This is a genomic window from Halorubellus litoreus (assembly GCF_055378595.1).
In genome coordinates, this window is record NZ_AP043836.1 from 2345624 (window position 1) to 2370719 (window position 25096).

Sequence of the window (25096 nt, forward strand, 5' to 3'; positions counted from 1 at the left end):
TCCTCGAACGGTCCTCGAACAGCGCTCGAACAGTCCTCGAACAGTCCTCGAACGGTCCTCGAACAGCGCTCGAACAGTCCTCGAACAGCGCTCGAACAGTCCTCGAACAGCGCTCGATAGCGGCGAGCGCGTCAGTCGTCCTCGGCGACGGCGACCGCGGCCTCGGTCTCGCGGCGCTTCGTCGCGGTCGCGAGCCGGATGGCGTGGGGCCACCCGAGCGGGGTGGCGCTGTCGGCGGTGCCGTCGTCGAACACCTGTTCGGGGAGGTAGTCGCCGTTCCGCGAGAGCGTCCCGTCCGGGTCGAGTTCGGCGAGCAGCGCGTCCGCGCTCTCGGCGAAGTCCTCGGCGTTCCAGTCGCTCCTGTCCGCCCCCGCGACGTCGTGGCCGTCGACGCGTTCGAGGAGCGCGGCGAGTTCGGCGGCGGCGACCGCGCCCCACGCGGTCGACACCGTCCAGACCTTCGGGGCGTCCTGTTCGCGCTGGCGCCAGTCGTCGCCCTCGTAGCGGACGAGGCCCCGTACTGCGTCGGTCTCGCGTTCGAGGCCGTCGAGCGTCGTCGCGGTGTGCGAGACGAGCCGCGACAGGTGCGCCGTGACGTCGATACCTGCTTCGTGGGCGGTGCTGACGGCGTCGACGAGCGCGAACGTGCTCGCGTCCAGGCGGTCGTCGACGGTGCCGTCGGCGAGCCGGAGCGCGTACGCGCCGCGGTCGGCGACCCAGAGCGCGTCGAGGCCGTCGAGGACGACCTCGGCCTGCGCGGCGGCGTGCGCCGCGTCCACCGGCGAGTCGTCTGGTGCGTCGACGCGAGCGACGCTCGCGTACGCCGCGAGGTACGTCGCCGCGGTGTGCGCGAACCGCCCGGTCATGTCCTCCCACGCGTTCTGGCACGCGCCCGGGAGCCCATCGGCTTCGAGGGTGTCGTCGAGCACGTCCACGCCCGCGGCGATGGCGTCCACGACCGCGTCCAGTGCGGGTGCGTCGGCGCGCTCGCTCGCGGCGTCGGCGTCGGTCGCCTGCCGGTACCGGTGGTAGTCCGCGAGCGCGGAGACGACGCTCGCGGTCTGGTCGGCCTGGTAGTCGTCGCCGTCGCCCTCGACGCGACTGTTCGCCCAGCCGGGTGCGAGCGAGCCGTCGCTCGGCCAGACGCGATGCGGCCACGAGCCGTCCGCGAGCTGGGTGTCGACGTACAGCGCGGCGCTGCGGTGATGCCAGTCGTCGAGCCCGAGCTCGCGCTCGCGGTCGACCGCGAGCAGGTACCGCGTTATCTCCGCGTCGTCCCGGAACCACGTGTAGCCGTAGCCGCCGGAGTTCGCGTACAGCGGGTCGAAGTCCGGGCCGGCGACGCGGGCACCGGTCGGCCCCGAGAGCAGGGCGAGCGCGCGGAGGTCCGCGGCGGCGTTCGCGTCCGCGGTGTCGCTCGCGTCCCCGTCGCCGAGGGTGGCCGCCTGCTCGCGTGCGGTTTCGACGAGCGAGGCGGCGTCCACGCCGCTGACGCGCTCCCGGACACGGTCGACTGCGGCGTCGCGGTCGTCGACGTCCCGTTCGAGCGCGGTCGCGACGGTCGCGGTCCCGTCCTCGAGCGGAGCGGTTGCGACGACGTCGCCGCCGAGTCGACTCTCCTCGTAGGCGTCCAGGTCGACGTCCCGCGGGCGCTCGCGGGGGCCGTGCTCGAGGACGTCCCCGGCGTCCGCGGGCCGGCGGCCGTCGAGGTGCGCGAACCCGGTCGCGGAGGCGAGGTAGTCGTGCTCGTGGCGGTGATACGTCTCGACGACGCCGCGGTCGCCGTAGACGAGCTTGCCGACGCGGGCCTCGTGGCCGTCCGGACGGAACGAGCAGTAGACGACGAGCGCGTCCGCGGACCCGGTGACGTCGACGTGCGTGAGGTGCGTGGCGTCGAGCGTGAGGTCGCGGCGCGTGACCTCGACGTCGCCGTCGACGTACGTGGATTCGACGAGTGCGGTGTCGTCGACGTACCGCTGGGTGCGGGCGTCGAACGCGTCGAGCCAGCGGACGTCGCCGTCGACGCGGACGCCGACGCGCGCGGTCGCCAGGCCCGCGCAGTCGAGGAGAGGCGCGGAGAAGTCCCGGAGGCGGCCGTCCCGTCCGACGTGCACGAGGCGGCCGTCGAGGCCGGAGAACAGGCCGGAGGTCGTCCGGCGTTCGCCGGGGAACCGCGTCGGGTGGCCGCGGTTCCGTGCGTGGTCGTGGAGCGAGTCTCGCAGGTTCATCGTCTCAACGTCCGCCCGACGAATCATAAAACTTGGTGTAATATTCGTTCATAGATTCAGATTCGGTGTCGGGTGGTGGCCGATACCGACGCCGCGGCGCCAATCCAGCACTGACGCCTCGGCCGCGAGCCAGCACCGACGACCGCGCCGGAAGCGGTCGTCACGAAAGCGGTAAGGCGCGGGTCGCCGTGAGTGACGATAGAAACCCACGGGGTATCATGGAGGACACGTCACTCACGGACCGACTCGAACGCCTCGGCCTCTCCGAGAAGGAGATAGACACCTACCTCTCGATCCTCGACCACGGCGAGGCGAAGGCGAGCACCATCGCCGACGACGCCGGCGTCTCCAAGCGCTACGTCTACAGCGTCAGCGAGCAACTCGAGGACCGCGGGTTCGTCGACGTCAACGACCACGCCGTCCCGACGCTCATCCGCGCGAACCCACCGGAGGAGGTCGTCGAACGCCTGAGCGCCGAACTCTCCTCGCTCGGCCCGGACCTCGCCGCGCGCTGGAACCGCGTCACCGAGGAACGCCGCGAGTTCGAGATCATCAAAGCCCAGTCCACGGTCGTCAAACGCATCCGCGAGTTCCTCGCGAGCGCCGAGGACGAGGTGACGCTCTCCGTGCCCGCGAAACTCCTCCCCGAGATCGAGGACGAACTCCGCGAGACCGTCGACCGGAACGTCCTCGTGTTCCTCCTGCTCACGGGCGACGAATCCACCGCCGTCGACGTCGCCAGCGACGTCGCGCCCGCGAGCGTCGTCCGCGTCTGGACCGAACGCGCACCCGTCCTCTTCTCGGTCGACACCCAACTCGGGCTGTTCGCGCCGTACGAACTCCTCGCGCGCTCGAACGCCGGCCAGCAGGCCGTCGCCATCGCCCAAGAGCAACTCGTCCCCATCCTCACCGGGAGCTTCTTCGGGAACTACTGGCCGATCGCGGAGGAAGCCCACGTCGCCGACCCCGAACCCCTTCCGACGGACTACCAGAGCTTCCGGCACGCCGTGTTCGCCGCCACCAGATACCAGAACCAGGACGAACCGATCGTCGCGACCGTCGACGCCCGCCCCGTCAAGGACGACGACGGCTACCGCGAACTCACCGGTCGCGTCGTCGACGTCCGCCAGGGCCTCGTGAACCCGCCGAACAGCCGGTTCGCGGTCGAGAACGCGCTCGTCCTCGACGTCGACGGCGACCGCGTCACCGTCGGCGGCCCCGGCGCGTTCCTCGAGGACTACGAAGCCCGCGGCGTCACGCTCGAACACGCCGACGACTGACGTTCCTGGGGCTGGAGCCGGACCAGGGACGGAGCGTCCGTCAGGATTAATTACGGCGGACCAGTTGGTGTTCTTATGAGTTCGCGCATCGAGTCGTCGCTCCGTCGCCGGATGCTCGCGACCATCGCGCTGTTCGTCGTCTGCGCCGCCTCGTTCGTCGGCGCGCTCGCCGTCCTCTACGGGTACGTCGTCCCCGCCCTCGTCGGGTGGTGGGCACAGCGGTTCGACCTCGCGTCCGAGATCGGGCTCGTCGCCGTCCTCGTCCCCGCGGGCGTCGTCGTCTGGCTCGCCATCGGGACGGTCAGGAACTTCTACGCGTCCCCGCTCTCGGAGACGAACGCCGTCGACGCACCCGAAGCCGACCACCCCGAGCTGTACGCGGCCGTCCGCCGACTCGCCCAGCAAGCGGACGTCCCCGCCCCCGACCTGAAGATCGTCGACTCCTCGGTCCCGAACGCGTACACCGTCGGGTTCACGCCGAGTAGCTCCACCATCGTCGTCACCACCGGCCTCCTCGACACGCTCACCGAGGACGAACTGCACGCCGTCCTCGCGCACGAACTCGCGCACGTCACGAACCGCGACGGCGCCGTCATGTCCGTCGGGTACCTCCTCCCAGCGGTCGCGTTCGCGTTCGCGAAAGCACTCACGTCGCCGTTCGAGAGCGACGACGACGAGGCGGACGAGAACGAGTATTACGACGACAGCTCGGACTCGTGGCTCCCCATCCCCTTCTTCGGGAGTTCGAGCGGGTCGAGCACTAGTGGCGGGTCCTGGGGTGACGCCGGCGGCGACGACGAGGGCGGCGGCATCATCGTCGCCATCCTCGTCCTCGTCGCCATCATGATACTCACCGCCGTCCTCACGCTCGCCATCTCCACGTTCTTCTGGGTGTTCTCCTCGCTCACGCTCCTCCTGCTCGCCCGCACCCGCGAATACGCTGCGGACTACGGCGCGGTCGAACTCACCGGCGACCCCGACGCGCTCGCCAGTGCGCTCGCGAAACTCGACGAGGAACTCCAGAAGGCGCCGCTCCGGGACATCCGCGAGATAGACGGCGCCGTCGAGACCCTGTACGTGATGCCGCTCCGTCGCGGCCTCCACGGGTTCAGCGACGTCGTCCTCCTCAGCGACGACTTCTTCCCGAACACGCACCCCGACACGCAGACGCGCATCGACCGCATCTTCGAGGCCGCCGACGACGCCTGACGGCGACGCGGTACTCGCGAAACCGGGCGCGTCGCGGCGCGAGCGACGTCAGGTCGTCACGCGTCGTCCGGGCACTGGACCGTCACGTCCGTCTCGAACGTCTGGTCGAAGCCCGCGTCGGACGTGACGCGCACAGAGAGCGTGTACGTGCCGGGCGCCGACAGCGACGTCGTCCACGACGTGTCGCCCTCGGGCTCGTACTGGTCGGCGACCGCCCAGTGGTAGTCGAACTCGCTCGCGTCCGCGTTCCGGACCTCGAGTTGGCCCGTGAACTCCTCGTCCGTCAGGGCGGTCTTCGGGCTCACCGTCAGCGTGAACGACGCGCACGCCGCCTCGACGGTGATGTCGAGCGACCCGGTCGCGGTCCGACCGAAGCGGTCGCGGACCGTGACCGTCGTCGTGACCGTCCCCGTGGCGTCGTCCGGGAGCGGGACCATGCCGTCGCGCGTACCGGTGTCGTCGAACACGCCGTCGTCCATGACGTCCCAGACGTACGCGTACCCCTGCCCGTAGCCGTCGTCCTGGTCCGGGTACGGCTGGACGCCGACGGACGTCTGCCCGTCCTCGACGCTACAGCCGCCGGTCTGGACGGGACTGGGTTCCGCGGGGCCCTCGCCCGGTGGCGAGTCGCTCCACGCGAGCGCGTACAGGCCTTGCGTCCGCGGTGCGTACCCGGTCGGGTCGTAGCTGGAGACGAGCAGGTGCCCGTCGACCGCGGTCGGTGCGCCACCGAGCCATCGCGAGAGGAACGCGCCTTCGGCGTCCATGTCCTCGGAGATCGGCGCCCACCAGTGCGTCTCCACGTCCCCACTCTCTGGGTCGAGGCCGAAGATGGCGGCGTGCTCGGAGGTCGGCCCGCTGGTGTTCGCGGCGCCGACGACGACCTGCCCGTTCGCGACCGTCGGGGGCGTCGTCGGGACGAGCGCGAAATCACCGGGGACCGTCGCCTCCGCCCACGTGTTGCGCTGCCAGCGGACCTCGCCCGTCCCGGCGTCGACCGCGCTGACGCCGTCCTCCTGGAGTTCCGCATCGAACGCCGTCCCGAACGCCTGCTGCGCGACGAACACCGCCCCGTCGTGGTACAGCGGGTCGCTGCCTTTCACGTCCGCCGTCCACTGGCGCTCCTTCGAGGCGAGATCGAATGCTGTCAGCGTCTGCTCGTCGCCGGTCACGCAGTACGCGACGCCGTCCGCGACCGTCATCGAGTCGACGTAGTCGAACTGCTGCCAGTTCGTCTCGCCGGACGCGGGGTCGACGCCGACCAGTCCCATGGCGCCGCCGACGACGAGTTCGCCGTCGACGAGCACGGGCTGGGTCTTGAACTCGTCCGGCGCGGTCGTGTCGGTCCCACCGAAGGACCGCTCCCACGCGACCGTCCCGTCGGCCTTCTCGAACGCGCGCAGCGTTCGTTCGACCGCTTCTGGCGTGTAATCGGTGCTGCCTTGCATGGCGGACCGGCCGGTCGGCGCGTACACGTGGTCCTCGCCGACCGCGATCCCGAGGCTGCCGCCCATCTCGTACGACCACAGGACGCTCCCGGTCGCGGCGTCGAGCGCGTACGTCTCGCCGTCCGTGGCGACGTACGCGACGCCGTCCTCGACCGTCGGGCCTTCGCCGACGAGGCCCTCGAGCTCGGTCTCCCAGAGCGGCGTCCCGTCCTCGAGTGCGTACGCGCGGACGCCGACGTCGACCGGGGCGTCGTACACCACGCCGCCCGTGTACGCGTCCGTGTCGACCTCGGCGACGACCGGGCTCGCCTTCGAGCCGTAGTTCGGTGTCGGCGCTTTCCAGTCCGTCACCAGGGTGTCGCCGTCGATGTCAGTACGGCCCGACGAACGGGACCGCCCAGCGCCTCCGCCAGCGGCCGTACCCGCGTAGCGAGTGCCGAGGAGTGCACTGCCACCGACCGCCGCGGTCGCTGTCAGGAATCGACGCCGACTCGTCGTGTCACTGGAATCGTCGGACATGCAAGCCGAACGTCGTCTTGGGGTTGAAATACTATATTTCTCGTAATCGATACTATCCCGGGCGTAAACACCGGGAGAGTCACCAAAGGACTTGGATTTTCAGGGCTCCGGGCGTCCTGTCGTTCCGACCGGTCGTTGCACCGTCAGCTCTCGTCGTCCAGGGCCGCATCAGCCGGCGTCGTCGCGGGCCGCGTCAGCCGGCGTCGTCGCGGGCCGCGTCAGCCGGCGTCGTCGCGGGCCGCGTCAGCCGGCGTCGTCGCGGGTCGCGTCAGCCGGCGTCGTCGACGACCACGGTCGTGTACGCCTCGAAGGTCTTCTCCTCGTCCTCGTCCGTCGCGAGCAGGTGGATGCCCCAGTCGCCGGCCTCGTCGAACGTGTACGACGCCTCGCGGCCGGTTGCGTCTATCTCGGACCCGCACGCGACGTCCCACTCGTACGTCAGGTCGTCGTCGCCCTCGACGACCGCGCGGAACTCGACCGGTTCGCCGACCATCGGGTCGTCGGTCTGGACGTCGATGCCGACGCTCTCGGTCTTCGGGTCACACTCCGCGGCGACCGTGAACTCCGTGGATGCGCTCGCCGAGCGACCCCAGCGGTCGACCGCGGTCACCGACGCCGTGTGCTCGCCAGCCGCGAGGTCGAACGCGGCCTCCGTGCCGTGATAGAACCCTCGTGCAGTCCCGCGATAGTCGCCGTCGACGGTCCACCGAACGACCGTGTGGCGGTCGTAGTGATCGAGGTTCTCCGGGAAGTCCACGGTGAGCGTGGTCTCCGTGCACTTCGTCGGATCGCCGGTCGCTTCGACCGTCACCTCCTTCGGTGGCGCCCGGTCTATCTCGTCGAGGGGCCGGTACGCTTGCAGGCCCGCGGACGGCAGTCCGTTCTCGATGAACGTCGTGAACAGCAACCGGTCGTCGACGATCGTCACCGGCGAGAACGCCTGGAGCGCCGACCCCGCGTCGCCCGTGTTGTCGAGGAAGACGTGCGTTCCAGCCACCGTCCCATCGTCGGGGTCGAGCGACAGCAGGACGTACGGGTCGGCCGCGTTGAACAGGTCGTCGTTCTCGTCGTCGACGCTCGTCTGGCAGAGCACGTACACCTCGTCGTTCGCGAGCGTCGGCGCGTTCAGGACGTGCCCGCCCCCGGTCTCCCAGGGCGTTCCCGAGGACGTCCAGCGCGTCGACCCGTCCGCTGCGTCGAACGCGTACAGGGAGTTGTCCTCGTACTCGTCCGTCGGATCGTGGATCGTGGCGTACACGACCCCGTCGCGAACGGCAGCCGAGAAGACGGCGTCCGCGAACCAACGAGGCGGATTGATGCCCGAGCCCGCACGCGGCGCGGGCGTCGACCCGATATCTCGCGTCCAGGACACGTCGCCGCTCGCGACGTCGATGGCGTACATCGTCCCGTCGGACTGGCCGTACGCGACGCCGTCCGCGACCGTCACGGTCGACGAGTGACCCTCCGAAATCGTCGTCTTCCACGTGGTGTCGCCGGATTCGGGGTCGAGCGCCCAGACGCCGGCTTCCGTCCCGACGACGACCGTTCCGTCCGCGACGGCCGGGGTCGTGTCGAGGAGCGCGTCCGCGTTCGCCGTCCACTCGGCGCTCCCGTCGGCCGCCGAAAGCGCCGCGATCGCCGTCGGTTCGAACGTGTCGTCGTATTCGCCCATTCCCGGCGACGCGCCGGGGACGTACACGGTCCCGTCGTGGACGGTCGGTGCGGCGAACCCGCCGCGGTCGACGGACCAGAGTTCCGTCCCGTTCCCCATCTCGTACGCCGCCGTCACCGACGTCGTCACGACGTACACGACGCCGTTGGCGACCGCTGGCGCGGCAACGCACCGTCCCGGTGCGTCCGCGGACCAGCGTTCCACGCCCGTCGTGACGTCGAACGCGCGAACGGTCCCGCCCCACCCGACGGTGAACGTTCGCCCGTTCGCGACGACCGGTTGCCCGGGGATGCCCTGGCCGGTCTCCGTGCGCGACCAGCGCTGCCGGAGGAACGGGCGTTCCTCGGACCGCAGGTCGACGTCGGTCGTGCCCGCGTTCGACGGACCCCGGCCGAACTGCGTCCACGCGCTCGCCGCGGCGTCGGTCGCGTCACCGTCCGAGCCGTCCGCGGTCGCGACGCCCGACGCGGTCTGTGCGCCGAAGACGCCGAGGCCGAGAACGCCACTTGCCTGCAGTACGGCTCTTCGACTCGCTGTGGGAGATCTATCGCTACCCATGACTGGTCGGACACGGAACCTGTCAAAGGCTATTGTGCTCGTAACCGGGACTGTTCTTCGTTCAAACCCCGCTTGCAGCTTCTTTGTCGCCCGGTAACCTGCTGGGAGAGTACGGGAACCGTGAACGTTGACAAATCGATGCCGCGCAGAACTTCGGGCGGTCAGCCCCGGTCTCCGGGTCAGACGACGACCTCGACGGTCGTCTCGCCGTCGGGCGTCGTCACGGTCACCTCGAACGCGACCGCGAGCACGGTGGTCTCGCCGGCGCGTTCCTGGACGACGACGCCACGTATCGCTTCGCAGTCGCCGAACGCGCGGCCGTCGCCACCAGGGCAGTGCTCGCTCGCGTACGCCGACGCCGCCGCCTGGTCGTACCCGACCGCGTACGCGACCCCGCGAGCGACCCGCGCGGTCTCCAGCGAGTCGAGTGCCGTCGCGAGGTCGCTCCTGACGGCGTCGGCGACGGCGTCGCGCTCGCCCCACGCCTCGCCGGTGTGCGTGACGCGCGCGTCGTCGACCGCCCGCGACAGGACGCCGACCGCGCGGTCGACCGCCTCCCGCGGGCCGACGTCGCGCTCCGCAGCGACGTCCGGGTGCGCGCCCAACTGAAGGTACGCCGCCGTCATCGCGAGCAGTGCGACCGCGACGACGCCCGCAGCTGCGAGCACGAGCTGTCCGCGGTCGTCCCCGCGGAGGCGCAACCGTTCGGGTTCACTCGATCCCCTCACGCGTACCACACTCGTATCGTGACGTCGCCGTAGCGCGTCGGCACGGTCGCCACCCCGACCGCGACGTCGTCCGGCGGGTCGAACCCGACCGTTCCGTGGGGCGTCCGCACCTCGAACAGGACGTTCTCGGGGAGGACCGCGGCGACGCGACGACGGAGTGCGTCGCGCTCGCGTTCGAACGCATCGGGCGACCGCGCGACCTCCGCGAGCCGCGTCGCCCCCGCGTGTCGCGGGTTCTCGCCGGACAGCACCGTCGCGGCGTCCGACGCGGTCGCGTCGAGCGCCGCTCGCTCGTCGGCGGGCGCCGGCACGCCAGCGAAGAACGACGCGAGCGCACCCAGGACGAGCAGGACGCCGACCGCCCCCTCCACCGCCGACAGCGACAGCTGGCCGCGGTCCGCGCCGTCCCGGTCCGCCCCGGGGCGCCGTGAGCGCTCAGGCATCGACGGTCACCTCGACGACGACCTTCCGCGAGTCCGCTGGTGCGTACGTCACGTCGACCGCGCCAGTGGCGAGGTCGTCGCCCGCGAACGAGAGCGCGGGCGTGACGCGCCGCGAGACGTTCACGCGGTACCGGCCGGGCGCGAGCCCGTCGGGGTCGTGGAGGACGACGCGGCCGTTCGCGCGAACCGTCGTCACCTCACCGGCCGAGGGCGCGACGTCGACGGCGACCCACGGCGTGCGTCGCGGGAGCGTCACGCGGTCCCGGCCGTCGAGTCCAGGCGTCACCGTCCGCGGGTCGCGGTCGACGACGAGCGCGACCCGGCGTACCGTCGTCCCACCGGTCACGTCGCCGGTCTTCACTATCGTCTCGCCGTCGACGCGCACCCGAACGTCCGCGCTCTCGGGGAGGGCAGCGAGGTCGCGGACGGCGTCGGCGTCCAGTTCCTCGACGCGCGTCTCGTTCAGGACGTTCTCGCGGACCGCGACGGGGCCGTCAGCCGCAACCAGGCGATCCGCGAGCGCGGTCGCACCCCGTCGCTCGACTGGCTCGCGGGTCGCGTCCGCGAGCGCGCCGTTCGCGACGACGACCGCGACCGTCGACACCGTCGTCAACGCAACGAGCGCGGCGACGAGCGCGACGAGGTTCGCCTGCGCACGCCAGCCCGCGCCGCCGCCGTCGGCTCGCACGGTCGCGTCGTGCATTCAGCGGCCCTCCAGTCGAACGACCAGTCCGTCCGGCGTCGACACGACGACGACCACGACCGTCTCGCCGCTACGCGCCGCGCCCTCGACGCGCGTGACCGAGTCGGGGAGCGCGAGCGGTATCGTCCGCGACAGCGCATCCCGTGGGTGGTCGAGGACCAGCGCGCCAGCGTCGAGGCGGAGCCGATACGCGTCGCCACGGATGGTCCGAGGAACGTCGAGTTCGCGCTCCACGGCGACGGACTGCACGCCCGCGTCCGGGGGGACGCCGCTGTCGGCGGTCGACGGCACCGCCGCCTCGACGTCCGTCGCGACCGCAGCACCGGCACGGTCAGCGACCGAGCCCGCGGCACCCAGCCGGTACTCCGGGAGCACGCCACCGTAGAACGTCGACACCAACAGGCCGACGTAGAGCGCGAGCAACCCGAGTTCGAGCGTCTTCCCGACGACCGACGACAGCGCGCGATCGTCGGTCGCGAACGACTCGCGGCCCGCACCGACGCCGGGTCGTCTCGGCGCTCGCTCGCGGTCAGGGAGCGTCACGCGTCCACCTCCAGGTCGAGCGCGTGCACGACCAGGTGGAGGCGGCGGCCGCCCGGGAAGGACGCGACGACGCTGTCGACGCCGTCGCCGTCGAGGTCGCGGGTCTCCACGGTCGCGCCGAGCGCCTCGAAGTACGCCCGCCACGGCCGTGGCGTCGCGGTCTCGACCGCCAGCCGGTAGGCGCCCGCGGGGAGCGTCTCCCGGTCGTGAGAGACGTCCACGTCGAGGTCCACGCGGCCGCGGCCGCCGACGGCGACCGACTCGCTCGCGCCGACGGCGGGCGCGCCGACGAGGACGCTCTCCTCGCCGGCCGCGACCGGTGGGTCGGCGGCGAACCACGCGTTCCCGCGGTCACCGCGGACGACCGCGCCCGCGAGGTACGCGACGCGGCGGTCGCCCGCCTCGAACACGAGCGCGTTCGCGTCCACCGCACGCACCACGCCGCCGTCGTCGTCGAGCACGCGGACGTCGCGTTCGACCGTCGACAGCGTCCCGTCCGCGAACTCGACGCGCACCGACCCCGGGCCGGTCCGGGAGACCGCATCGAGATTCGCGAACGCGTCCGCGGCCCGGTCCGCGTCCGCGCGAGCCACGCCGGAGTCGACCGTCGACCCGACGCCAGCCGTCACCGCCGCCATCGCGACCACGGTCACACCCAGGAGGAGCGCCACGCCGACGACGTGGGACTGAGCGCGCTCGCTCCGACCGTCACGCCGCCCGGTGGCGTACCCGCCGAGCCCACCGTCGCGAGTCATAGCAGCCCTCCGAGCGCGAAGACCGCGTACGCGAACGCGACGAGGAGCCCGGAGTGCAGGAGCGCGTCGTACTTCCCGCGGCTCGCCGCGCCCGCGAACCAGCCGGACGCGAGCATCGTCGCCTGCGTGACGACGTAGAACCGCCGGTGTTCGCGCGAGACGTTCACCGCGTCCGGGTCGAGCACGAACCCCGTGCCGGGCGTCGACACCGCCGAGAGTTGCGCGAACGAGTCCAGCACGTAGAGGTTCACGGCGACGACGATACCGACGACGAGGATGGCGGTCGTCCACCCGACCGCGGCGTACACGAGCATCTCGTCGCGCAGCGACTGCTTCTCGTGATGGAGCCGGCCGACCTCCGTCTGGAGCGTCTCGAACACGGTCTCGGTGTCGCTCCCGGCGTCGAGCGCGCCCGTGACCAATCGCATCGTCTGCTCGCTGAGTGGCGTGCCGACGCGTGCGACGAATCGGTCGAGCGCCGCGGTCCGGAGGTCGCCGTCCGTGCTCGTGAGGCCCGCGGCGAACGCGAGGTCGGCGACGTCCGCGTCCAGCGGCCCGAGGTCGACCTCCTCGGCGACCCTGGCGACGGCGTCCGGGAACGGCCGGCCGAGCGAGACGTGCCCGCTGACGGCGTGCACGAAGTCCTTCAGCTCGCGGTCCTTCGCGTCGTCCCGGCGCGCGCGACGGGTGGCGACGACGCCGACCGGGACGGCGTACGCGACGTACCCGACCGTGAGTGCGGCGAGCGCGCTCGCGCCGGTCGCCCACGCCAGGACGACCACGCCGCCCGCGAGCGCGACAGCGACGACGCTCGCGCTCGCCGGGTTCGAGAGCGCGGACGCGAACGTCGCCCCCACGCCGCGGGGGCGCTCGTACTCGGGCGTCGCCGCGATCGGCCGGAGCGAGACGACTATCGCCGCCGAGAGCGCGCCGACCGCGGCGACGAACACGGCCGCGCCGTACACGATGAGCGCTCGCGGCGTCACCGCGCCGAGCGGCGTGCCGGCGAACGGCCCGCCGAGCGGCTGGTTCAGGCTCGGTGTCAGCACGCTCATCACGGAGAGCACGACGACCAGGAGCGCGGGGAGGACGAGCAGGACGACGAACAGTTCGGCGACGAGTTCGAGGAACCCGCTCGCGCGCTCGCGCTCCCGGGCCTGCCGGTGCCCGAGCATCCGACTCTCCATCCGGAGGTATCTCGACAGTTCCTCGGGGCCCTGCGTCGCGTGCTCGCGGAACTTCATCAGGAACGGCGCGAGCGTGTCCTGACTCGGCGTGTCGCGGGCGACCAAGCGGAGGCCCTCGTTGAGGCTCCCCGTGAGTTCGGCCTTCGCGAGCACGGCGCCGGCGGCGTCGGCGGTCGCGCCGTACGCGTCCCGGTTCTCCGCGACCTTCGCGAGCATCGTCCGCCGGTCGTCCGTCCCCGTCGAGAGCGCGCGCAGGTAGCGGACTGCGCCGGGGAGCGTCCGCTGGATGCCGACGCGACGGGCGCGAGCGCGCCACGCCAGGTACCGGCCGCCGAGCGCCGTCGTCGCGCGATGCCCGCCGAACGCCGCGACCGCGAACGCGCCGGCGCGGAACGCGAGCATCGACGCGCCGCCCGCTCCGACGACGCCGGGTCCGCCGCCCGCACCGGCGCTCGCTGGTCCGAGTGCGACCCCGGGGACGGCCACGACCACGAGCGGTGCGAGCGCCGCCGCGGTCGGCCCGGCGACGGCCGCGACCAGCCACGCGAGCGCGTGGAGGCGCGCGACGAACACGTCGAACGGCATCTGGACGCCCGACCCACGGTATCGTTCGCGGTTCCGGTCGTGCCGGCTCGCGTCCGCGCGCCGCGAGAACAGCGCGTACGCCGCCCGGTCGAGCGCCGACACCGGCCGCGTCACGACCCACCACCGTCCTCGGCGACCGCGTCCATGGCCGCGTTCTCGCCGTCGGCGACCGCACCCGTGGCCGCATCGGTGGCGTCCGCGTCCGCGTCAGCACCGCGGGCGTCCGTGCTCGCTCGCGACGCGACCGTCGCGGCCTCGTCCGTCCGGAGGTCCGCGACCACCGAGAACAACTCGTCGACGTCGCGGACGCCGTCGCGCACGAAGTGCTCGACGTACCGGTGCTTGCGGTGGAACTCGTCCTCGACGGCGTCGACGGTCCGGTCCGTGCGGTCCGCGATCGTCTCGAACACCGCGTGCTCGCAGCGACGGGACGCGGCGGTGTCGTGGAGGTCCGGATGCTCGTACGCGCGCTCGAAGTCGCCGTCCGGCGTCCGCGACAGCACTTCGTCGTAGTACACCGTGGCGCCGTCCTTCTCGACGGAGCCCTTCGGGCCCGAGCACGCCTCGTAGGTCGCCTCGTCGACGAACTCGACGACGCGCCCGACGTACCGCTCGCCGTCCGTGTGCCGCGGGAACACCACGAGGTCCAGTTCCGCGAGCAAGTAGGACGGAAGGCCCTGCTCGACGACGCGGTTCACGAGCTTCTCCACCGACTCCGCGTGCGTGGTGCCGACGACGCCGTGACCCGTGTTCAGGGTCTCCGCGAACGTCGCGAACGACTCCGGCGTGTTGACTTCGGCGATGACCTCGACGTCGGGGTTGAGGTAGTTCGTCTCGGTCATGAGGTCCGCCATCGTCACGCGCTTGTACGGCGTCTGGTGGTCTCTCGTGGTGAGCGACACGCCGGTCTCGTGGGGGAGTGCAACCTCCCTGGAGCCCTCGTCGATGCTGACGGGGCGGTGGTCGAAGGGGACGAACGGCATGTGGGCGTTCATGAGCGTGGTCTTCCCGACGCCCGTGGGGCCGGAGAAGAGGACGACGCCGCGGTGCTCGTAGAGCATCCACAGCAAGGCGACGAGGTCGACGGGGAGCGCGTCCGCTTCGAGGAGGTCCACCGGCGAGAGCGGGTCCGCGGCCTGCTTGCGGATGGAGACGTGCGGGCCGCCCTCGCTGACGACGGGGAGCGCGACCGCGCAACGCACGGTCTCGTCGGTGCCGACGTCGAGGTTCACCTTCGCGCTCGGATTGCTCGCGGTGAGTTCGACGCCGTCGCTCGCGGCGAGCTGGGTGACGACGTTCACGAACGACGACTCGTCGTCGAACGCGAGGTTCGTGGGGACGCGGCCGTCGTGCAGGTCGCTCCTGGGGACGACCTTCACGCGTTCGCCGACGCGGTTCGCCTCGACGTCTTCGAGGTTCGGGTCGCGGATGGGGACGGTGAGTTCGCCGTGGCCGACGTAGTCCCGGAGGACGTAGTAGACGAGGTCGTCGAGGCGGTCGTGGCCGTGGCGGTCGTCCACGGGCGGGAGCGCGAGGTCGAGGTCCGCGAGGAGTTCGCGGACGCGATGCTTGGTGGCGCCGAGCCACGCTTTCGCGGAGCGAGCGTTGAGCGCACGTTCGAGGTAGCGTTCGGCGCGGTCGCGGACGAGCGCGACGCGGTCGACGTCGGGCGTCGTGACGGCGTGCTCCCAGACGCGCTCGGTGGCGTCGGCGACGAGTTCGCGGTCGCCGGGGAGGAGGTCGGGCTCGAGGACGGCGTACCGCGTGTTGAACGCGTCCCCGCCGATGGCGTGCTCGCGGTAGAGGACGACGGGGATCTCGTACTGTTCGAAGCTGACGGTGTACCGTGCGAGGCGCTCGCTCGCGAACCGACCGAGGTCGTCGACGTCCGCGTCGATGCGCGTGGTCGCTGGCGCGAACCGGTCGGTGTGGACGCGGAGGACGTCGTCGTCGACGTCCGCGACCTCGACGTGGTCGTCGAGCGCGAGCGGCGTCAGGTCGCCGAGCCCGTGGAGCTCGCGCAGGAGGTGGTAGCGGACGCGGCGTTCGCTCGCGGGCGACCGGTCGACGAGCCGCGAGACGACGCGCTCGTGCTTCCCGTCGAACCCGTCGTCGAGTCGGTCGCGGACGGCCTCCCGCGTGCGGGGTGGCTGGAGGTTCGCGTCCGCGAAGTAGTCGACGACGCTGTCGACGACCGCGTCCTCGTCGGGGGAGAGCGCCGGTTCGCGGACGTCGTACGCGAACCCGTCGGCGGTCTCGCGGACGGTCGCGACGACGTCGGGCGCGACGGCGTACTGGGCGCGGACGTCGGGCGCGTACCAGGCGTCGGGGTCGTCGGGCGGAATCGGGGGCGGGACGTCGCTCGTCGTCCCCGCGGGCGTGGTTGCCGCCTCGTCGTCGGGGAGTTCGAGCGTCGGCGGGTCGGACATGCCAGCACGTTCCGTCGCTATCGAACTTAAATTAAAGGTATCCTCAATTGGGGTTGGGTTGGTTGGCGTCCGTCGTCGCAGCCGGGCGGTGGGTCTGCTGGGTGTGTGAGTCTGCTGGGTGTGTGAGTCTGCTGGGTGTGTGACTCCGTCTCGGGCGCAACTGGTTTCGTGGTGCGGTGACACACCTGAATCGACAATGTCCCTCGACCACGTCGAGACGCTCGAATGCACGCTCTGCGGGGCGACGTACGACCCGGAACGCGTTATCTACACGTGCCCGAACCACGATGGCGTCACCGGCATCCTCGACGTCACGTACGACTACGACGTCATCCAGGACCGGTTCGACGCACCGCTGGACGGTCACGTCGACAGCCAGTGGAAGTACGACGCGTTCCTGCCCGTGGATACGGACGCGACGCCCGTCACGCTCGACGAGGGCGGCACGGACCTGCTGGACGCCCCTCGCCTGGGCGCGGAACTCGGCGTCGACCTCGCGGTGAAGAACGACGGCGCGAATCCGACGGGGTGCTTCAAGGACCGCGCGACGAGCGTCGCCGTCACGAAAGCGCGCTTCGGCGGGCAGGACGTCGTCACGTGCGCGTCCACGGGGAACGCCGCGGCGTCCCTCGCCGGGTACGCCGCCCGCGCCGGGCTGGACGCCCGCATCTTCGTGCCCGCGGCCGCACCGGAGGGGAAGCTCGTGCAGCCGCGCGTGTACGGCGCTGACGTCCTCGCCGTCGACGGTAGTTACGACGAGGCGTACGACCTCAGTCTCGAGGTCACCGACACGTACGGCTGGTACAACCGGAACGCCGCCATCAACCCGTTCCAGATCGAGGGCAAGCGCACCGTCGGGCACGAACTCGCCGAACAGACCCAGGGTGCGGTCCCGGACTGGATCGTGTTCTCGATGGGCGACGGCTGCACGATCGCCGGCTGCTGGAAGGGGTTCCGGGAGTTCGCCGAACTCGGATACGTCGACGACACGCCGAGGATGCTCGGCGTGCAGTCCGCGGGCGCGAGCGCCATCCACGACGCGTTCCACGGGCACGACGACGTGGACGACGTCGCGGACACGCTCGCGGACGCCATCGCGGTCGGGCGACCGCGGAACACCCTGAAGGCGTGTCGCGCGCTCGAGGAGAGCGGCGGGACCGCGCTCGCGGTCCCCGACGAGGACATCCTCTCGGCGGTCACGACGCTCGGTGGTACCGAAGGCATCTACGCCGAGCCCGCGGGCGCGGCGCCGGTCGCGGGCATCCGTCGAGCGCGCGAGGAAGGCATCATCGAGGCGGGCGAGTCCGTCGTCGCGGTCGTCACCGGCATGGGGCTCAAGGACACCGCGGGCGCGAACGAGGCCGTCGGCGACGTGACGGGTATCGCGCCGTCGCTCGACGCCGTGGAGGCGACCTACGGTGCGCCGGAACCGGGCGCGACCGACGGCGCCGCGGCGGCGTACACGGACCTGGACGGATGACCTCGGCGCCAGCGGAGTCGCCGACGTACCCGACCGACCTCCGGTCGCTCGCGGCGGCGCTCGTCCGCATCGAGACCGAGAACCCGCCCGGGAACGAGCGCGAGTGCGCCGAGTACGTCCGCGACTGGTTCGCCCAGTACGACATCGACGCCGAACTCGTCACCGACCCCGACCCCGAGCGCCCGCAGGTCGGCGCGCGCGTCGCCCCGAGCGAAGGCGAGACGGACGCGGTCGAGGGGGACACCGACGGGCCGACGCTCGTCCTGAACGGCCACCTGGACGTGGTTCCCGTCGGCGACCACGACGAGTGGACGCACCCGCCGTACGCTGGCGTCGTCGCGGACGGCCGGCTCTACGGGCGAGGGAGCGTCGACATGAAGACGGGCGTCGCCATCGCGATGCTGACCGCGTACGAGCTACGGGCCGAACTCGAATCGGGCGCGCTCGACGGGTCGATCGTCGTGCACGCGGCGATGGGCGAGGAGACCGCCGAACCCGGCACGCGTGCGTTGCTCGAAGCCGGGTACGACGGCGATTACGGCGTCGTGCTGGAACCGACGGAGTGCCGGGTCGCGACCAGCGAGAAGGGCATGGCGTGGTACGAGCTCTCGTGGCCGGGCGTGCCGGCGCACGCGAGTCGCCCCGACGAGGGCACGAACCCGACCGCGCACTACCCGGTCGTCCTGGACGCGCTCGCGGAGTACGACGCGCGACTCCGCGACCGCACCGACCCGCTGTGCGGGTGCGCGTACGCGACCGTGACCGGGACGAACGCGGGCGTCGGGTCGAACAAGGCCGTCATTCCGGAGCGCGCGAGCGTCACCGTCGACCGGCGCATCCTCCCCGCGGAGACCATCGACGACGTCGACGACGAGTTCGCCGCGCTCGTCGACACTCTCGAACGCGAGCACGGCATCGCGGCGTCGTGGCGTCGCGACGAGACGTACACGTCCGCCGTCATCCCCACCGACCACCACCTCGCGACCGTGTTCCGCGAGCACGCCGCCGCCGTCGCGGGCGTGGACCCCGAGCCGTGGGGTATCAAGGCGTCCACGGACGTCCGCGAGTTCGTCAACGTCGCCGACGTCCCAGCCATCACGTGGGGGCCGGGGAGTCTCGACCAGGCGCACAGCATCGACGAGTACGTCGACCTCGACGCCGCCGAAGCCGGGTTCGAGATACTGAAACGCGCCGCCAGGACGCTCCTCGAACCCTACCCGGACGACTGACCGCGTCGGATACGACGGTTCGCGCAGGTGCCTCACGCGCCTCGTCGACGCCACGTCCAGAGCGCGACGTTCAGGGCGACGCCCGCGGCGAGCAGGCCGTAGTTCACGAGCGGGGCGTCGTAGTAGACGACGTCTATCCCGAGCGGGTGTGCGTACAGCGGCCAGAACGGTTCGAGCGCTTCGGCCGTGTCGGGCGCGGAGAGCGTGTCCGCGAAGACGTGCGCGAGGCCGGCGACGAGCACGGCAACGCCCGCGAACTGGTTCGCGTCGTCGCGGACGGCGTCGGGAAGCACGGGGGCGTCGACGCGGGCGTCGAGCGCGCGGAGTGCGACCCCGACGACGGGTGCGAGCACGACCGCGAACGCGACGACGGCGAGGACCGTGTGGAGGGCGCCGTGGTGCTTCACGGTCGGCAGCACGTCCCGCAGGTAGAGGTCGACGTCCGGGAGCATCCCGAAGAGGACGCCGACCGCGACGAACGCGGCGGCGGTCCGCGCGTCGTCGACGACGACCCACGCGCCCGCGAGCCACACGAGCGCCATCCCGAGGTGGCCGGCCACGTCCACCATACGCGCTGTAACGCCGCCCTCGGCCTTCAGTCAGCCGTCTAACTGTCGTGGGTGTCGCTCGCGTTGCCGTGCGTGTCGCTTACCTTGGCGTGCCTGTCGCTCGCGTACTGACGTGGATGTCACCTGGTGACGCCGAGGCCCGCGAGCGCTTATCAGCGTCGCGGACCTATCACGTTCTATGACAGACGACGCGGCTAGTCAGACCGAGATCCCCACGAGCGCGGCGCGACCCGACAGCCCCATCCACACCACCGGCACCGACCACATCACGGTGTGGGGGTCGAACGCCGAGGACACCATCGCGTTCTACCGCGACCTCCTCGGGATGCCGCTCGTGCTCCGCCAGCCGAACCTCGACGACCCGAGCCAGACGCACCTGTTCTTCGACACGGGCGACGGCCGCATCCTCACGTTCTTCGTGAGCCCTGACCGCGACTCGCCGCGAGGGCAGCGCACGCAGGTCGGCGGCGTCCACCACCTCTGCTTCTCGATCGCGCCCGAGGACTTCGAGGACACCATGGCGGCGCTCGACGACGACGGTCGCGGGTACAACGTGTTCGACCGCGGTATCTTCTTCTCGCTGTACACGCGCGACAACAGCGGGCTCGTCATCGAGCTGACGACGGACAAGTACGAGTTCCCCGACGACCGCAAGGGCGAGGTGCTCGCGACCGCCCAGCGCATCCGCGAGGAGGAGGGCGCTGACTACGCGGAGGACGAGCACATGCGCGCGGCGCTGGAGGAACTCGGCATCCCCGTCGAGAAGAACGACCTCCCGGACGCCGCGAGCGGCACCGCGGGCCTGTGAACCCCGCCACCGAAACCCTCACCAGCGTCACGTGCTAACGTAGCGGTATGGATTCGGAGCGTGCGCGCGTCGTCGCCGTCGGCGTGGTGTGCGTGCTCGCGGTCGCCGCCGCGGCCGCGACGCTCGCCGCGCCAGCGCCGACCGACGAGGCACCCGGCGGCGGGTCGCTCCAGGACGACGGCCCCGCGGACGAGCAAGGCGAAGGCGGTGATTCGGCCGCGGACCCGATTGGGAGTCCCGGCGAACTCGACATCGAGATCGGGGCGTGCATCCCGTGGCTGTACTCGGCGTCGTTCTGGGCCGTCGTCGGCGGCGTGACGATAGCGGGCTGGCTGTACGCGCGCCACAGGCAGGACGCGCTCGCGGCGACCGCGTACGTCAGCGTGCTCGCACTGCCGTTCACGTTCGTCTGGCTGCTCCTCAGCAAGTGCGGGACCGACGAGAACGCGCCCCAGAGCATCGTCCCGAGCGACGTCGTCGCCACGCCCGAAGGCGGTGACGCGACGTTCGGTATCCTCGGCGACGCCGGCCAGTTCGCGTCGCCGACGTGGCTCGTCGCCGTGGTCGCGGTCGTCGGCGTCGGCGCGTTCGCGCTCGCGCTCGCTCGCGACGCCCAGAACGCCGAGGACCCCGACGAGCGCGTGCCGGACGCGGTCGAACCACCCGAAGCGCACGACGTCGACGAACTACGCGAGGCCGCTGGGCGAGCGGCGGACCGCATCGAGGGATCGGCGGGCGTCGACAACGAGATCTATCGGGCGTGGGTGGAGATGACCGAGCACCTGGACGTCGACCATCCGGACGCGAGCACCCCCGGCGAGTTCCGGCGTGCAGCCGTCGACGCCGGCGTCGACCCGGCGACCGTCGGCGAACTCACGGACCTGTTCGAGCGCGTCCGGTACGGCGACGAACCGCCGACCGAGGAAACGGAGGCACGCGCGGTGGACGCACTCCGACGGATGGAGGCGTCCGCGAGCGACCTCGACGACTTCTGGACCGAGGACGAATCGACGTGACACCGAAGATAGCAAGCCTTGCGGCGTGTAAACACGTGACGTAAGTGGTTCTTTGACGTTCCACAACCCATTTAGTTACTACTCTGAAACACTGTATCGATGAATCGCTCCACCCTCCAGGTCGCGTTCGTCGCACTCCTCGCGGCGACCGCCATCGTCGCCGTCGCCGGAAGCGTCGACGACGCGCAGACCACCGGGGGCGGAGCGGCCCCCAGCGCGCCCAACACGGTGACGGAGACCGACGTCGAGCGGACGACGTCGGACCTCACCGACCAGACGAACACCGCGGTCGACCGCTCCGGGCGGTCTCGCGAGTGCGTCCAGGGCTCCGAACGCCCGCTCCTGTGGTTCGGCGTCGTCGTCGGTCTCACCGGCATCGTCGGCGTCGTCTACTGGAAGCGCGGCCAGATGGAGGCGATATCGATCACGATGATCCTCCTCGTGCTCCTGTTCTTCGTGTACTCGCTGTTCGGGGTGTGTTACACCAGTCAGATTCCGCAACCCCAGAACGGCTCGGGCGCCGAGGAGATGAACGAGACGCGCACGGACTTCTCGCCCGGCGGCGCCGGTGGCAGCGGTGGCGAGGGCGAGCAGGCTCGCGACCTCCCGCTCGCGCTCGTCGCCGTCATCGCCGTCATCGCCGTCGCCGCGGTCGGCGCAGTCCTCGTCACGCGCGGGGACGCCGACGGCGACGACCCGTTCGACGCGCTCGAAGAAGCCGACGACGACGTCGAAGAAGGACTCGTCGACGTCGACGAGTTCGCCGCCGCTGCCGGTCGCGCCGCCGACCGCATCGAGGACACCGACGACGTCGACAACGAGATATATCGGGCGTGGGTGGAGATGACCGAGCACCTCGACGTCGACCACCCCGAGTCGAGCACCCCGGGCGAGTTCGCCGCCGCCGCCGTGGACGCCGGCATCGACCGCGACGACGTCGTCGAACTCACAGAGTTGTTCGAGCGCGTCCGATACGGGCACACCGCGGCGACGAGCGACCGCGAAGCCCGCGCGCTCGACGCACTCCGCCGCATCGAGTCCCAGTACGGAGGTGACGAGACGTGAACGCGAAGACCGCGACGTCCGCGCTCGGCGTCCTGTTCGTCGTCGTCGGGTTCGCGATGCTGTTCGTCCCCGGCCTCGCCGGACTGTTCGACGCGAACGAAGTGTTCCTGAGCCTCATCGGCCTCGGGTTCGCGCTCCAGACCGTCCGCGTCGTGAACGCACGCCGTCGGACGCCATACGAGCAGGCGACGACCGCGGACCCCGAGATAGCGCAGGAACTCCCGACGCCCGGCGACGACTTCGACGACCTCATGGACCAGGCCGCGGCCGTCCGGTACAGCGGCGCGCAACGTGACACCGTCCGCGAACGCCTCCGCGCCGCCGCGGTCGCCGTCATCGTCCGCACCGAAGGGCTCTCGCGCGAGCAAGCGATCGAACGCATCGACGACGGCTCGTGGACCGACGACCCCTACGCGGCCGCGTTCTTCACCGGCGAGATACAGGGCACGTCGCTCCTGCAGCGCGTCTCGTTGTTCGACCGGACGCGCTCGCAGTTCGAACGCTGGGCGACCCACGCAGCGAAGGAGATCGTCGACCTGAGCGAGGGCGAGAACGCATGAGTGCAACGACCACGACGACCGACGGTCCCGAGACCGACGACGGGGCCGCGAGCACGGAAACGGCGGCCGAGGACACGCCGTCGGCCGACGCCGACGTCGAGTTCGACGGCGAGACCGTCGGCGCTCGCATCATCAAACACCACGAGACGGCGACCAATCACTGGGAGGGTGTCGCCGCCGTCACGACCTTGCTGGGCGGCACCGGCATCATCTTCCGGTCGCCCGCGCTCCTGCTGGCCGCCGTCGTCGGCATCGCGTTCGTCGCGTACGCGAAGGTCGCCGAACCGGTCCGCGTGGAACTCGCCGTCGACCGCGAACTCTCGGACGCCGACCCCGACCTCGGCGACGAGGTCGACGTCACCGTGCACGTCAAGAACACCGGCGAGTCGACGCTCCCGGACCTCCGGCTCGTCGACGGCGTCCCCGAGAGCCTCGAGGTCGTCGACGGGACCGCGCGCGCCGCAACCTTCCTCCGGCCCGGCGAACGCACGTCGTTCTCGTACACGGTCGCCGCGAAACGCGGCACGCACGAGTTCCGGACGCTCTCCGTGTACGCCAGAGGGTTCACGGGCAGCATCGAGACCGAACTCGACCTGGCGGCGGCGACGGAGATGGTCGCGACGCCGTCGCTCGAAGCGACCGCCGAGGTCCCGCTCCGCCAGCAGACGTCGCGGTACGCCGGCCGCGTCGACACGAACACGGGCGGCGAGGGCCTCGAGTTCTACCAGACCCGCGAGTACCGTCGCGGCGACTCGCTGTCGCGCATCGACTGGAAGCGCCACGCGCGAACGGGCGAGCTGACGACCGTCGAGTTCCGCGAGGAGAAGGCCGCGACCGTCGTGTGCGTCCTCGACCTCCGGCAGGGCGCGTACGTGCACGCCGAGGGCGACAACTTCCACGCCGCCGACCACGGGATCGACGCTGCCGGCCAGGTGTTCGCGACCCTCCTCGAGACCGGTGACCGCGTCGGCATCGGCGCGCTGTCGGCGAGCGGCGTCTGGCTCGCGCCCGGCCTCGGGAACGAGCACCGCATCCGCGCAGAGGAACTGTTCGCCAGGCACCCCGCGCTGTCGCCGGAACGCCCCGACGACTACTTCTCGCTCGGTATCGGCCTCCGGAACCTCCGCAAGCGCCTCCCGAACGACGCCCAGGTCATCATGTTCTCGCCACTCGCCGACGACGAAGCCGCGAAGGCCGCGCGCCTCCTGCACGCGCACGGTCACGCCGTCACGATAATCAGCCCGGACCCGACCGACGGCGCGACGCTCGGCCATCGCGTCGCGCGCGTCGAACGACTCGCTCGCATCAGCGCGCTCCGCGAGGTCGGCGTGCGCGCCGTCGACTGGAACGTCGACGACACGCTCGCGACGACGCTCGCGCGCGCCAGACGACGGTGGTCCGCATGAGCACGACCACCGCGGACGAGACCGCGGCTGCTGGCGGTTCCGACGATGCCGATGCCGCGAGCGCGGACGCCGAGAACGAACGCACGGGCCGCGAGGTCGACCGCCGACCGACGCCGCTGTCGGCGGTCGTCGCACTCGCCGCCGCGAGCGTCGTCGCCATCGCCGCGAGCGTCGGCAGCACCGCCGGCGGGGCACTCGCCGCCCTCGGCATCGTCGCGCTCGCCCCCGGCGTCCTCTCCGGGTACCCGAAGCTCGTCGACGGCGCCGGCCTCGCACTCCTCGGCGGCGTCGCACTCGGCGGGTCCGGGGACGCACCGCCGCTCTGGATCCTCGTCGCGACCGTCGCCGCCGTCGTCGCGTGGGACGCCGGCCAGAACGCCGTCAGTCTCGGCAACCAGCTCGGTCGCGACGCCGACACCGCGCGCGCCGAGGTCGCACACTCCGCCGCCACCGTCGCCATCGGCACCACGACCGCCGGCCTCGCGTACGTCGTCTTCCTGTTCGCGGGCGGGTCCAGGCCGCTCTCCGGCGTCATCTTCCTCCTCGTCGCCGTCGGCATCCTCCTCCAGGCGCTCCGGTGACCGTCTGCACACCTAGCCCGGGGCGAGCGCGACGGCGCGTTGCCGACCGTGGTCGGGTGTGCGGTTACAAGTGAACGGACGTAGGATTCGAGCAA

At 71.4% G+C, this 25096-nt stretch carries 21 protein-coding genes; 10 read left to right on the plus strand and 11 right to left on the minus strand.

Annotated features, from left to right (window positions below; all coding sequences use genetic code 11):
• Positions 1–131: 131 nt before the first annotated feature.
• Entirely contained in the window at positions 132–2228 is a 2097-nt protein-coding gene (locus ACZ48X_RS15910; protein ID WP_336348773.1) for a DUF7997 domain-containing protein, read from the minus strand.
• 218 nt (positions 2229–2446) lie between these two features.
• Here ACZ48X_RS15910 and ACZ48X_RS15915 point away from each other — a divergent pair, with 218 nt between their 5' ends.
• Both ACZ48X_RS15915 and ACZ48X_RS15920 read left to right on the plus strand, forming a co-directional pair.
• Positions 2447–3508, plus strand: a complete 1062-nt coding sequence (locus tag ACZ48X_RS15915; protein ID WP_336348772.1) for a TrmB family transcriptional regulator — start codon at positions 2447–2449, stop codon at positions 3506–3508.
• Between the two features lie 75 nt (positions 3509–3583).
• A complete protein-coding gene (locus tag ACZ48X_RS15920) occupies positions 3584–4717 on the plus strand; it encodes a M48 family metalloprotease (RefSeq protein WP_336348771.1) in 1134 nt (377 codons plus the stop codon).
• A 56-nt stretch (positions 4718–4773) separates the two neighbouring features.
• Here the strand turns inward: ACZ48X_RS15920 and ACZ48X_RS15925 are convergent, their stop codons facing one another.
• From ACZ48X_RS15925 to ACZ48X_RS15965, 9 genes are all read right to left on the minus strand, one after another.
• The gene (locus ACZ48X_RS15925; protein ID WP_336348770.1) at positions 4774–6684 is read right to left on the minus strand and encodes a PQQ-binding-like beta-propeller repeat protein; all 1911 of its coding nucleotides are present in this window, start codon (positions 6682–6684) and stop codon (positions 4774–4776) included.
• A gap of 268 nt (positions 6685–6952) precedes the next feature.
• Positions 6953–8914, minus strand: a complete 1962-nt coding sequence (locus ACZ48X_RS15930) for an outer membrane protein assembly factor BamB family protein (protein ID WP_336348769.1) — start codon at positions 8912–8914, stop codon at positions 6953–6955.
• 179 nt (positions 8915–9093) lie between these two features.
• Entirely contained in the window at positions 9094–9642 is a 549-nt protein-coding gene (locus tag ACZ48X_RS15935) for a DUF7261 family protein (protein ID WP_336348768.1), read from the minus strand.
• Positions 9639–10085 carry a DUF7262 family protein gene (locus ACZ48X_RS15940; RefSeq protein ID WP_336348767.1) on the minus strand — a complete coding sequence of 149 codons (447 nt, stop codon included), beginning with the start codon at positions 10083–10085 and terminating at the stop codon, positions 9639–9641. Before ACZ48X_RS15940 ends, ACZ48X_RS15935 begins: the two co-directional genes overlap by 4 nt.
• Entirely contained in the window at positions 10078–10788 is a 711-nt protein-coding gene (locus ACZ48X_RS15945) for a DUF7263 family protein (protein WP_336348766.1), read from the minus strand. Before ACZ48X_RS15945 ends, ACZ48X_RS15940 begins: the two co-directional genes overlap by 8 nt.
• Positions 10789–11331, minus strand: a complete 543-nt coding sequence (locus ACZ48X_RS15950; RefSeq protein WP_336348765.1) for a DUF7266 family protein — start codon at positions 11329–11331, stop codon at positions 10789–10791.
• Entirely contained in the window at positions 11328–12086 is a 759-nt protein-coding gene (locus ACZ48X_RS15955) for a DUF7289 family protein (RefSeq protein WP_336348764.1), read from the minus strand. The genes ACZ48X_RS15950 and ACZ48X_RS15955 overlap by 4 nt, the downstream gene beginning before the upstream one ends.
• Positions 12083–13972: a type II secretion system F family protein gene (locus tag ACZ48X_RS15960; protein ID WP_336348763.1), complete on the minus strand. Its 1890-nt coding sequence runs from the start codon at positions 13970–13972 to the stop codon at positions 12083–12085. Before ACZ48X_RS15960 ends, ACZ48X_RS15955 begins: the two co-directional genes overlap by 4 nt.
• Complete coding sequence (locus ACZ48X_RS15965; RefSeq protein WP_336348762.1) at positions 13969–16287, minus strand: type II/IV secretion system ATPase subunit; 2319 nt, start codon at positions 16285–16287, stop codon at positions 13969–13971. Before ACZ48X_RS15965 ends, ACZ48X_RS15960 begins: the two co-directional genes overlap by 4 nt.
• A gap of 196 nt (positions 16288–16483) precedes the next feature.
• Here ACZ48X_RS15965 and thrC point away from each other — a divergent pair, with 196 nt between their 5' ends.
• Positions 16484–17767: a threonine synthase gene (gene thrC, locus ACZ48X_RS15970; RefSeq protein WP_336348761.1), complete on the plus strand. Its 1284-nt coding sequence runs from the start codon at positions 16484–16486 to the stop codon at positions 17765–17767.
• Positions 17764–18996, plus strand: a complete 1233-nt coding sequence (locus tag ACZ48X_RS15975; protein WP_336348760.1) for a M20 family metallopeptidase — start codon at positions 17764–17766, stop codon at positions 18994–18996. Before thrC ends, ACZ48X_RS15975 begins: the two co-directional genes overlap by 4 nt.
• 32 nt (positions 18997–19028) lie before the next feature.
• Here ACZ48X_RS15975 and ACZ48X_RS15980 read toward each other — a convergent pair whose 3' ends face one another.
• Complete coding sequence (locus ACZ48X_RS15980) at positions 19029–19565, minus strand: metal-dependent hydrolase (protein ID WP_336348759.1); 537 nt, start codon at positions 19563–19565, stop codon at positions 19029–19031.
• A 178-nt stretch (positions 19566–19743) separates the two neighbouring features.
• Between ACZ48X_RS15980 and ACZ48X_RS15985 the strand changes: the two genes are divergently transcribed.
• The 6 genes from ACZ48X_RS15985 to ACZ48X_RS16010 all read left to right on the plus strand — a co-directional run bounded on the left by ACZ48X_RS15985 (position 19744) and on the right by ACZ48X_RS16010 (position 25001).
• On the plus strand, positions 19744–20373 hold the full coding sequence (locus ACZ48X_RS15985) for a VOC family protein (RefSeq protein WP_336348758.1): 630 nt from the start codon (positions 19744–19746) through the stop codon (positions 20371–20373).
• A 47-nt stretch (positions 20374–20420) separates the two neighbouring features.
• A complete protein-coding gene (locus ACZ48X_RS15990; protein ID WP_336348757.1) occupies positions 20421–21389 on the plus strand; it encodes a DUF4129 domain-containing protein in 969 nt (322 codons plus the stop codon).
• Between the two features lie 99 nt (positions 21390–21488).
• The gene (locus ACZ48X_RS15995) at positions 21489–22454 is read left to right on the plus strand and encodes a DUF4129 domain-containing protein (protein WP_336348756.1); all 966 of its coding nucleotides are present in this window, start codon (positions 21489–21491) and stop codon (positions 22452–22454) included.
• On the plus strand, positions 22451–23014 hold the full coding sequence (locus tag ACZ48X_RS16000) for a DUF7269 family protein (protein ID WP_336348755.1): 564 nt from the start codon (positions 22451–22453) through the stop codon (positions 23012–23014). Before ACZ48X_RS15995 ends, ACZ48X_RS16000 begins: the two co-directional genes overlap by 4 nt.
• Complete coding sequence (locus tag ACZ48X_RS16005; RefSeq protein ID WP_336348754.1) at positions 23011–24420, plus strand: DUF58 domain-containing protein; 1410 nt, start codon at positions 23011–23013, stop codon at positions 24418–24420. The genes ACZ48X_RS16000 and ACZ48X_RS16005 overlap by 4 nt, the downstream gene beginning before the upstream one ends.
• Positions 24417–25001, plus strand: coding sequence for a DUF7519 family protein (locus tag ACZ48X_RS16010; protein WP_336348753.1), 585 nt, complete (start codon positions 24417–24419; stop codon positions 24999–25001). The genes ACZ48X_RS16005 and ACZ48X_RS16010 overlap by 4 nt, the downstream gene beginning before the upstream one ends.
• Positions 25002–25096 lie beyond the last annotated feature (95 nt).

Excerpts from the sequence above, each read along its gene's own strand:
- ACZ48X_RS16010 (WP_336348753.1), top strand. The coding sequence starts at position 24,417 with ATGAGCACGACCACCGCGGACGAGACCGCGGCTGCTGGCGGTTCCGAC.
- ACZ48X_RS15985 (WP_336348758.1), top strand. The coding sequence starts at position 19,744 with ATGACAGACGACGCGGCTAGTCAGACCGAGATCCCCACGAGCGCGGCG.
- ACZ48X_RS15915 (WP_336348772.1), top strand. The coding sequence starts at position 2,447 with ATGGAGGACACGTCACTCACGGACCGACTCGAACGCCTCGGCCTCTCC.
- ACZ48X_RS15955 (WP_336348764.1), bottom strand. The coding sequence starts at position 12,086 with ATGACTCGCGACGGTGGGCTCGGCGGGTACGCCACCGGGCGGCGTGAC.
- thrC (WP_336348761.1), top strand. The coding sequence starts at position 16,484 with ATGTCCCTCGACCACGTCGAGACGCTCGAATGCACGCTCTGCGGGGCG.
- ACZ48X_RS15940 (WP_336348767.1), bottom strand. The coding sequence starts at position 10,085 with ATGCCTGAGCGCTCACGGCGCCCCGGGGCGGACCGGGACGGCGCGGAC.
- ACZ48X_RS15965 (WP_336348762.1), bottom strand. The coding sequence starts at position 16,287 with ATGTCCGACCCGCCGACGCTCGAACTCCCCGACGACGAGGCGGCAACC.
- ACZ48X_RS15995 (WP_336348756.1), top strand. The coding sequence starts at position 21,489 with ATGAATCGCTCCACCCTCCAGGTCGCGTTCGTCGCACTCCTCGCGGCG.
- ACZ48X_RS16005 (WP_336348754.1), top strand. The coding sequence starts at position 23,011 with ATGAGTGCAACGACCACGACGACCGACGGTCCCGAGACCGACGACGGG.
- ACZ48X_RS15920 (WP_336348771.1), top strand. The coding sequence starts at position 3,584 with ATGAGTTCGCGCATCGAGTCGTCGCTCCGTCGCCGGATGCTCGCGACC.
- ACZ48X_RS15945 (WP_336348766.1), bottom strand. The coding sequence starts at position 10,788 with ATGCACGACGCGACCGTGCGAGCCGACGGCGGCGGCGCGGGCTGGCGT.
- ACZ48X_RS15930 (WP_336348769.1), bottom strand. The coding sequence starts at position 8,914 with ATGGGTAGCGATAGATCTCCCACAGCGAGTCGAAGAGCCGTACTGCAG.
- ACZ48X_RS15925 (WP_336348770.1), bottom strand. The coding sequence starts at position 6,684 with ATGTCCGACGATTCCAGTGACACGACGAGTCGGCGTCGATTCCTGACA.
- ACZ48X_RS15975 (WP_336348760.1), top strand. The coding sequence starts at position 17,764 with ATGACCTCGGCGCCAGCGGAGTCGCCGACGTACCCGACCGACCTCCGG.
- ACZ48X_RS15990 (WP_336348757.1), top strand. The coding sequence starts at position 20,421 with ATGGATTCGGAGCGTGCGCGCGTCGTCGCCGTCGGCGTGGTGTGCGTG.
- ACZ48X_RS15910 (WP_336348773.1), bottom strand. The coding sequence starts at position 2,228 with ATGAACCTGCGAGACTCGCTCCACGACCACGCACGGAACCGCGGCCAC.
- ACZ48X_RS15980 (WP_336348759.1), bottom strand. The coding sequence starts at position 19,565 with ATGGTGGACGTGGCCGGCCACCTCGGGATGGCGCTCGTGTGGCTCGCG.